This window comes from Flavobacterium sp. TC780, from assembly GCF_056783245.1.
The window spans coordinates 22,922-30,643 of record NZ_JBXBAV010000169.1 but is presented as its reverse complement, the minus strand read 5'-3'; the positions used below and the strand labels follow the sequence as shown (position 1 = coordinate 30,643).

Sequence of the window (7,722 nt, the reverse complement as noted above, 5' to 3'; positions counted from 1 at the left end):
ATGTATTGCTAAGGTTAATACATGCTCCTGTTGTTAGGGAGGCAGCACCTCGGTGTAAACTGCCCAACCTTCAATCATTGCTCCATTTCCCTAAAATAGATTTTATGATACTTGGCGATTGGTTGCTATAAACTAATTGTGTGTAATGTCCAGGAATAGCTTCGTGAATATTTAAGATTTGCAAAATATAATTGTTGTATTCTCTTAAATAACTTTCTGCATTCTCGGCTGTCCAACCGTTCATACTTCCAACATTATAGTACGTGTTAGCGTTTTTATCGTAAGGGCCCGGGAGCCGATATTGATGCTCCTGCAACACCCGCCATATAAGCTGGTTCTTTTCTAACTACAAGTGGTTTAGATGGATCTATATAAAGTAAATCTTTAGCTTTTACATAAGCAACAAGCTCTGGTATTTGTTTTTCAATTTCTGATTGAAATTTTTCAGGGGTTGTATGTTGTAATGAAATTTTATCAATTACTTGTCTAATTAACTCTAACTTATCTTTTGGTTTTGCATCTGTACCTTTGTATTTTGTCCAAAGTTTATCGGCAAGAAGAAACATCTTGTCTCATGCAAATCATTTTTATGGTTTACAGCAATTTTATAAATTTCATCAGCAGTATATCCTGACTCAATATCAAAGTTGAATTTTTTAGCATATAACTCAGAACCTAATCTAAAGAACGAGGTGTTTTATTATCAAGATTTTTCAACCAATTAGCATAATCAGCAATTGCTTTTGCTGAAATAGCAGCCTTGTCTGTTATGCTCTTTTTCTCTCTGCAGATAATTTGCTTTTGCTTAATGCGGCTGCTAAATCTTCTTTAAAAACTGAAACACCACCAAGATTTTGATCAATTGCAAGGGCAGTATGTTCTTTGGTAGGGTTTTTAATATTTGATTTGGCTGCTTCATAATAAGCAGGAATCCCATTCATTTTTAAATTAAAATTACGCAATCTCACATCTAGGGAATCAGATTTTCCATTTAATATTTCAGCAAAAGAGCCACAAACATTATATGATGAAGGATTCCATTCAGATGATTTAAGCTCATTTATACTAAAAAGAGTACTTTCTAGCTGATTTTTAATCATGTATAAATCAGTTTTGTTGTTATCCGAAAGGCCTTCTAATGAATATTGTTTTAATGAATCTAATTGAGAATTAGCAAAAGCTATTTGTTTTTTTTGATTATCTGCATTTGGAATAACCAAAATGCTATCATATTTATGGTATCCTTGGCTTGCTGCCCAATCAGGATTTAGTTTCCATAAGTCGGTAATAAAACCTTCCTTATATTTCTCAAATTTTTCGTTTGTAGCTTTATCGTCACCTGATTTAGCATTTTTATTACAGGAAACAAGTAAAGCAACAATAACAATAGGAATAAAAAGTTTTTTCAATACAACAACCTATTTAACTGCTAAAGATAAAAAATGATCTTTATGGTGTGCTATTTTATTTTATTAAATGGGATTGTAAATTATATATTTCTCACAATAATGTGAAGACACAAAGAAAAGTAGTTTATAGACTATTTTTCTTTTGTGTCTCTATGAGGTGTTTTTTTTTAACTTGTTGACCCTAAGCAGGATCCTTTGTTACTTAGCACCTCAGAACCTTTAAATAAATCAATAAGATAATAAATCTAAAAGTTCTTTTTCAAATCTACCTTTTGGTAAATATTGGTCTTCTAAAGCTTTTGTAAAAGGAATTGGTGAGTCTAAACTAGCAACACGTCTTACTGGAGCATCAAGATGTTTAAAACAATTTTCCATAATTAAAGCCGAAATATCACTTGCAATACCTCCAAAAAGAGAATCTTCCTGATAGATAATTACACGTCCAGTTTTCTTAACCGATTCGTAAATAGCTTCAGTATCTAAAGGTTGTAACGTTCTTAAATCTAGTAAATCTGCTGAAATTTCAGGATTTTTAGCAAGAGTTTCTAAGGCCCAATGTACCGGAGCTCCAAAAGCAATAATTGTAACATCATTTCCTTTTTTAATAAAGCTGCTTTTCCTAATGGAATTGTATAATAATCTGTAGGTACATCTTGATAAACGCTTCGATATAATTGTTTGTGTTCAAAGAATAAAACTGGATTTGGATCATTAATAGATTCATTCAATAAACCCTTGGCATCATAAGGAAAAGCAGGATAAACGACTTTTAAACCAGGAGTTTTTGTGAACCAAGCTTCATTGGTTTGTGAATGAAAAGGTCCGGCTTGAGTACCACCACCGCAAGGCATTCGAACTACTACATCGGCTTTTTCTAACCATCGGTAATGTGATTTTGCTAATAAATTTACAATTGGATTGAATCCTGTTGAAACAAAATCAGCGAATTGCATCTCAACAATTGCTTTGTAGCCATTTATAGAAAGTCCCATTCCTGTTGAAACTACGGCACTCTCGCAAATTGGTGTATTCCGCACACGATCTTTACCAAATATTTCTACGAATCCATCGGTTATTTTGAAAGCACCGCCATATTCAGCAATGTCTTGCCCCATAATAACTAAATTGGTATGGAGTTGCATTGATAAATTCAAACTTGACGAAATAGCATCTATAAATCGAATGTTTTTGGTTTCCAAGTCTGGTGTAATCTCTTTATAGTTATAAGGTTTGTAAACATCATTTAGTTCTTCTTCATAAGAAGCTTCAATTTCTGGTTCATCATTTGCAATGACTAAGCTGTCGTCGATGTCTTTCTTAATCTCAGCATGCAATTCTTCATCATATTCTGTAGTTAGTACTCCTATCTCTGTCAGATACTTTTTATAATTATTTACAGGATTTTTGCCGCCCACATATCCATTAAGTCTTGTGGAACATATTTTGTACCACTCGCCTCCTCATGTCCACGCATTCTAAATGTTTTAAACTCTAATAAAACAGGTCTTGGTTTCTCTATCATCGAAAGTTTTAATTCCGATAAAAGATTAAAAACTTCCAGAATATTATTTCCATCAATAATATGGCTTTCTATACCATAACCAACTCCTTTGTCGGCCAAGTTTTCACAGCGATACTGTTCGTTTGTAGGAGTCGAAAGTCCATATCCATATATTCGATGACAAACATTACAGGTAATTCCCAAACAGCAGCAATGTTTAATGCTTCATGAAAATCTCCTTCACTTGTTGCTCCTTCTCCTGTAAAAACTGCAGTTATTTTATTGTTCTTTTTTAATTTATTGGCTAAGGCAATTCCGTCGGCAACTCCTAATTGAGGACCTAAGTGCGAAATCATTCCAATAATCTTGTATTCTGTGTTCCGAAGTGAAAACTTCTGTCACGGCCTTTCGTAAAACCATTTGCTTTTCCTTGCCATTGTGAAAAAAGACGGTATAATGGGATATCTCTTCCTGTAAAAACACCCAGATTTCGATGCATTGGTAAGATGTATTCATCAGTAGTCTAAAACGGCTGTAACTCCTACCGATATAGCTTCTTGCCCTATTCCGGAAAACCATTTAGATACTTTTCCCTGGCGGATTAAGATGAGCATTTTCTCTTCTATCAATCTTGGCTTTAATAATCTTTTGTATAAATCTAAAAGCTGTTCGTTGGTAAGTTCTTTTCTGTCAAAAATCATTTTTTGGTTTATTATTTAGTCAATGAATGTTGTAAAATTATAACAACTTGGTTATATTTTGTTATATAATTATTAATTATTAGCATTTGTTGAAATAAAAATAACAAATTAGTTTTACATTTGCTCTAAGATATGGTTTCTAGCCCTATCAAGTTATCAATAAATATGTAAAGTATGCAAAACATTCCTAGTGTAGACTTACGTGATTTCCTTTCGGACAACCCGGAACGTAAACAAAAATTTGTAAATGAAATCGGAAATGCATTTGAAAACATTGGCTTCGTTGCCCTAAAAGGTCATTTTTTAGATGATCAGTTAGTTGACGAAGTTTATGGCGAAATTAGAAAATTTTTCGCATTGCCAATAGAATCTAAACATAATTATGAAATTCCAGGTATTGGAGGTCAGAGAGGTTATGTTTCTTTTGGTACAGAACACGCCAAAGGAAGAAAAGAAGGTGACTTAAAAGAATTCTGGCATTTTGGTCAGTATGTGAGTGAAAACTCTAAGTATGCTTCAGAATACCCAGAAAATGTTGAAGTAACAGAATTGCCTAATTTTAATGCAGTTGGTAAAGAAGCATACCAAATGCTTGAAAAAACTGGAGTTTATGTTTTAAGAGCTCTAGCATTACACCTTGGATTAGATGAATTTTACTTTGACAAATATGCCAAAGACGGAAATTCAATCTTACGTCCTATTCACTACCCGCCAATTACATTGGAACCTAAAGATGCAATTCGTGCTGCTGCTCACGGTGATATTAACCTTATTACCTTATTAATGGGAGCACAAGGAAAAGGATTACAGGTTCAAAATCATGATGGAGAATGGATTGATGCCATTGCTGAAGATGATCAATTGGTAATTAATGTTGGTGATATGCTTTCGCGTCATACCAACAACAGACTAAAATCGACTATTCACCAAGTAGTTAATCCACCAAGAGAGTTATGGGGAACATCTCGTTATTCTGTTCCGTTTTTTATGCACCCAGTAAGCGATATGCGTCTGGATTGTTTAGAAAACTGCATTGATGCCGAGAATCCTAAAAAATTCGAGGATATTACAGCTGGAGAATATTTATACGAACGTTTGGTAGATTTGGGTTTAATCAAAAAATAATCTTTAAATTTACCTAATTATAAAAAGACATTGAGTTTATACTTAATGTCTTTTTGCTTTATGAAACTAGAATATCATTTATATAGCTTTTATAATTTTGCTCTTAATTAGTTGTGCGATGTAAAATGTTGAACGCGGATGACGCGGATTTTTTAAAGTTTTCAGAATAGAGAAAAATTTCGTAATATCAGTATTTAAAAATATATTATGAGTAGCATTTTACATAGAGAATTAACAAAATCAGTTTTAAAAGTTTTTTTTGATGTTTATAATGAACTGGGCTATGGTTTCCTTGAAAGAGTATATCAGAATTCTTTATTCTATGAACTTAAATTAAATGGTTTTAAAGTAGAAACACAAAAGAAAATAAAAGTTTATTATAAAGAAATTGTGGTTGGAGAATATATAGCCGACATAGTTGCAAATGATTTAGTGATATTAGAATTAAAAGCACAAGAATATTTAGTAGAAGCAAATGAATTTCAATTAATAAATTATTTAAAAGCAACGCACTGTGAAGTTGGGCTTCTTTTAAATTTTGGAAAAAAACCTGAATTCATTAGAAAAGTATATCAAAACAATCGAAAATAAAGAATCTGTCTTATCAGCGTCTAAAACACAAAACACGTAAAACTAGAGACCCAAAAAATAAAATCCGCGTCATCCGCGTTCAAAAAATATAATACTAATGGACTTACAAGACCAACTAAAAAATCTATTCCCAGATCACCAAGTATCTCCTGACGAAATTGTGGTTCCAGAAGATCATACGCTTTTTATCCAAAAAGAACCTATGATTTGTAAATATGAAAAACGAAAAGGGAAAGCCACAACAATTATCGAAGGTTATGAAGGAACCGATGAAGATTTTAAAATCCTAGCCAAAGAAATTAAAACCAAATTAAGTGTTGGCGGAACTTTTAAAGATGATTCTATTATTATACAAGGTGATTACCGCGATAAAATAATGGAAATACTAAAAGCAAAAGGATTTAAAGTAAAACGTGTGGGCGGCTAGTTTTCAGTTTCAGTGATCAGTCTTGATAAAATAGTTTTTAGGTTGAAAATTTAAGCCCTAATTTTTTCTTTTTGAACCTTGCGTTTATGAAGAACTAGGATGAATTTTTCCTCCCTTTGCGGTTAAATCAAAAAGAAGACGCATCCACCCCCCTTTGAACCCAAATACAAATAAAAAGACGTACTGTGGTGCGCCTTTACAGAACCTTAAAAATATAAACAATGATACAATCATCAGAATTAATACTAAATCCAGACGGAAGCGTCTATCATTTAAATCTTCGTCCAGAACATATTGCAAATGATATTATTTTTGTAGGCGATCAAAATCGTGTTGAAAAAATAACGCAGTTTTTGGACAGTATCGAGTTTTCTACTCAAAAAAGAGAATTTAAAACTCAAACTGGAATCTATAAAGGAAAAAGAATTACAGTAATGTCTACTGGAATTGGTCCAGACAATATAGATATTGTTGTCAATGAATTAGATGCTTTGGTAAATATTGATTTAGAAACTCGTATGCCAAAAGAAAACTTAACTTCATTAAATATTATCCGAATCGGAAATTCAGGTTCACTACAAGCCGATATTCCTGTAGATAGCTTTGTAATGTCAACATTTGGTCTAGGGCTTGATAATATGCTTCGCTCTTATTTAATTGATGAAGTTTCAAATGCTGCTATCGAAGAAGCTTTTATAAATCATACCAATTGGGATATTCGTAAGGGAAAACCGTATGTAATTGCATGTTCTGAGAAATTAGAAAAACTTATTGAGAGTGATAAAATACATAAAGGAATTACAGCAACTGCAGGTGGTTTTTATGGTCCACAAGGTCGCGTTTTGCGTTTAAACATTCAAGATGAGGAGTTAAATGCTAAAATGGATAATTTTACTTTTAATGACAATCGAATTACAAACTTAGAAATGGAAACGGCTGCTATTTACGGACTTTCGGCACTATTAGGACATAATGCTTTATCTTTAAATGCTATTATTGCTAATCGTGCTTCGGGAACTTTTAGCGAAGATCCTTATAAGGCTGTCGATGAATTGATTAAATACACTTTAAACAAATTAACGACAAACTAATATGCAAAATGCAATCTACAAGTTTGAAAAATTGCTTCATGAAAATTCCGAATATTTAAAATTTTTAGACAAAGAAACTTTAGAGAATAAACCTCCTGAAAAATGGTCAAAAAAGAAATTTTAGGACATCTTGTAGATTCATCTATACATAATTTAGTTCGTTTTACAGAGATAAATTATCTGCCAAAGCCTTATCATCACAGACCATACAATCAGAATGATTTGGTTAGCATTAACCAATATCAAACTATGGATACGGGAGAGTTAATACAGCTTTGGTACTCGATAAATAAGCAAATTATTAGATTGTTTAAATCTGTTGATGAAAAAGCATTAGATTATCAAATCTTATTAAGCGATGGTTCAATCATTAATCTGGATTTTTTAATGAAAGATTATGTTGAGCATTTAGAACACCATATTAATCAAATAAAAAAATAGCATGACACTAAGAGTATCACGCCATACGAATGATTTGGGAAAATTAGTAAATTTCTATATCAATATTTTGGGATTAGAAAGACTAGGTGGTTTTGAAAATCATAACAATTATGATGGCGCTTTTATTGGAAAACCTGATTTAGGCTGGCATTTTGAATTTACAAAGTCAAATGATAAAGCCAATCATACTTCAGATGAAGACGATGTTATAGTGCTATATCCTGAAACAATTTTAGAATATAATAGATTAGTAATTAATATTCTAAATAATGGCATATCATTTATAACGGCAAAAAATCCATATTGGAATTTGGATGGAAACGGAAAAATGTTTCTTGATCCAGATGGTTTCCGTATTATTATTTCTCCATTAAAAGCAGAATAAATTTTCTAAAATCTAACAAATCTAACAAGTCTAAGAAGTCTAAAATCTAAT

9 protein-coding genes and 1 pseudogene are annotated in these 7,722 nt (G+C 32.1%); 6 read left to right on the top strand and 4 right to left on the bottom strand.

Going from position 1 to position 7,722, the window contains the following annotated elements; translation table 11 throughout:
* Window positions 1–70: 70 nt before the first annotated feature.
* The 4 genes and pseudogenes from AC1RYN_RS18950 to AC1RYN_RS18935 all read right to left on the bottom strand — a co-directional run bounded on the left by AC1RYN_RS18950 (window position 71) and on the right by AC1RYN_RS18935 (window position 3,611).
* Entirely contained in the window at window positions 71–244 is a 174-nt protein-coding gene (locus AC1RYN_RS18950; protein ID WP_481808214.1) for a DUF885 family protein, read from the bottom strand.
* Between the two features lie 31 nt (window positions 245–275).
* Window positions 276–566 (bottom strand): hypothetical protein, encoded by a 291-nt coding sequence (locus AC1RYN_RS18945; protein ID WP_481808213.1) that lies wholly within the window; start codon window positions 564–566, stop codon window positions 276–278.
* 201 nt (window positions 567–767) lie between these two features.
* Window positions 768–1,409 carry a DUF885 family protein gene (locus AC1RYN_RS18940; protein WP_481808212.1) on the bottom strand — a complete coding sequence of 214 codons (642 nt, stop codon included), beginning with the start codon at window positions 1,407–1,409 and terminating at the stop codon, window positions 768–770.
* 228 nt (window positions 1,410–1,637) lie between these two features.
* Window positions 1,638–3,611: pseudogene (locus AC1RYN_RS18935) on the bottom strand (alpha-ketoacid dehydrogenase subunit alpha/beta).
* A 174-nt stretch (window positions 3,612–3,785) separates the two neighbouring features.
* Between AC1RYN_RS18935 and AC1RYN_RS18930 the strand changes: the two are divergent.
* The 6 genes from AC1RYN_RS18930 (at window position 3,786) to AC1RYN_RS18905 (ending at window position 7,671) form a co-directional block, all read left to right on the top strand.
* Window positions 3,786–4,736 carry an isopenicillin N synthase family dioxygenase gene (locus AC1RYN_RS18930; protein WP_481808211.1) on the top strand — a complete coding sequence of 317 codons (951 nt, stop codon included), beginning with the start codon at window positions 3,786–3,788 and terminating at the stop codon, window positions 4,734–4,736.
* A 207-nt stretch (window positions 4,737–4,943) separates the two neighbouring features.
* Window positions 4,944–5,327 carry a GxxExxY protein gene (locus tag AC1RYN_RS18925; protein WP_481808210.1) on the top strand — a complete coding sequence of 128 codons (384 nt, stop codon included), beginning with the start codon at window positions 4,944–4,946 and terminating at the stop codon, window positions 5,325–5,327.
* A 97-nt stretch (window positions 5,328–5,424) separates the two neighbouring features.
* Window positions 5,425–5,754 (top strand): translation initiation factor, encoded by a 330-nt coding sequence (locus AC1RYN_RS18920; RefSeq protein WP_481808209.1) that lies wholly within the window; start codon window positions 5,425–5,427, stop codon window positions 5,752–5,754.
* Window positions 5,755–5,975: 221 nt separating this feature from the next.
* Window positions 5,976–6,845 carry a nucleoside phosphorylase gene (locus AC1RYN_RS18915; RefSeq protein ID WP_481808208.1) on the top strand — a complete coding sequence of 290 codons (870 nt, stop codon included), beginning with the start codon at window positions 5,976–5,978 and terminating at the stop codon, window positions 6,843–6,845.
* A 102-nt stretch (window positions 6,846–6,947) separates the two neighbouring features.
* Entirely contained in the window at window positions 6,948–7,286 is a 339-nt protein-coding gene (locus AC1RYN_RS18910) for a DinB family protein (RefSeq protein ID WP_481808207.1), read from the top strand.
* 1 nt (window position 7,287) lies between these two features.
* The gene (locus AC1RYN_RS18905; protein ID WP_481808206.1) at window positions 7,288–7,671 is read left to right on the top strand and encodes a VOC family protein; all 384 of its coding nucleotides are present in this window, start codon (window positions 7,288–7,290) and stop codon (window positions 7,669–7,671) included.
* Window positions 7,672–7,722: the final 51 nt, after the last annotated feature.